This window comes from Micrococcus lylae NBRC 15355, from assembly GCF_001570885.1.
Classification (GTDB): Bacteria; Actinomycetota; Actinomycetes; order Actinomycetales; family Micrococcaceae; genus Micrococcus; species Micrococcus lylae.
In genome coordinates this window covers 1-1,072 of record NZ_BCSN01000109.1, presented here as the reverse complement: position 1 = coordinate 1,072, position 1,072 = coordinate 1, and the positions used below count along the sequence as shown (strand labels likewise).

The 1,072-nt window shown below is 59.0% G+C and carries 2 protein-coding genes; both read left to right on the top strand.

Going from position 1 to position 1,072, the window contains the following annotated elements; all coding sequences use genetic code 11:
* The first annotated feature begins 193 nt into the window (after nucleotides 1-193).
* Nucleotides 194-634 carry a Panacea domain-containing protein gene (locus MLY01S_RS11895; protein ID WP_067192460.1) on the top strand — a complete coding sequence of 147 codons (441 nt, stop codon included), beginning with the start codon at nucleotides 194-196 and terminating at the stop codon, nucleotides 632-634.
* Nucleotides 635-874: 240 nt separating this feature from the next.
* Nucleotides 875-1,072: hypothetical protein (locus tag MLY01S_RS12850; protein WP_218000455.1), on the top strand; the 198-nt coding region annotated here is incomplete at its 3' end.

Below are 1,072 nucleotides of genomic sequence, written 5' to 3'. Positions count from 1 at the left end.
GGGGATGCGGCGGGCGACGCTGGAAACACGATAGCTGCCACTTCCCTGCATGACCGATGAGACTGACAGTTCGACGAACGGAGCGAAGGTGACACGCCGTCGATTTGACATCGTGCAATACGCTTGTAGTGCGAGTACGCGAATAACACGCCAGTTCATCCAGTGCGTGCATCTCCAGGAAGGGAGCAGACCGATGACGACTGCGACGACCGTCCAGGATGTTGCCGCCTACATCCTGGAGAAAAGCGGGCCGATGACGGCTATGAAGCTGCAGAAGCTTTGCTACTACTCTCTCGCTTGGCACATGACATGGGAGGATCGGGCCTTGTTCCCCGAGAGGGTGCAGGCTTGGGCGAACGGCCCCGTGATTGTCGATCTCTACGCCAAGCACCGTGGACAGTTCATGCTTGATGCCCCATGGGATTCGGGGGATTCGTCTGCGTTGGATGATGGAGAGCGTTCCTCCATTGATGCGGTGCTGTCAACGTATGGCAAATTCACTGCTTCGCAGCTTAGCGACATGACGCACCGTGAGAAGCCATGGATTGACGCCCGCGCCGGTGTTGCCGAGGGCGCGCGGAGCCGCAACGAGATTACCCTGGGCGCTATCCACGAGTACTACTCCGGGCTCTAAATGGCCCGGCGATCGTCCAAGCGCCCCAAGCGCACCAAGGTTCCCGTTCCTCCCGGAGGCTGGCAGGCCGCCTCGAAGAAGGTTCCAGTCATCTCGGAGGGGCCGCAGGAGGGGAAGGTTCCCCGGCCACTGCACGTCGATAATGAAGAGATTCAGCGACGTCATCTTGTATGGCGATTCAGTGACGCCGACACAGGCGGTGAATGGCCCATTAGTGCCATTTCCCCCGAGCATATGGCAATGCTGATCTCAAAGATGGCTTCTTTTGAGTCAATGGAGATTGGCGAAATTTTCAAGCCCGGCGCTCAGCTGGGGAAGAAGTATCCGCTAGCCAGCCTCCCCTCGCACACTCTGGCGCGCCTCCGCGATTTGGAGCGCGACGATGAAGACGAAATCGCGCGGTTGCGTTGCACAGGCTCAACTCGCCTTTTTGGGGGC

What these genes read in the sequence shown, in the direction of transcription:
- MLY01S_RS11895 (WP_067192460.1), top strand. Translation starts at nt 194, where the DNA reads ATGACGACTGCGACGACCGTCCAGGATGTTGCCGCCTACATCCTGGAG.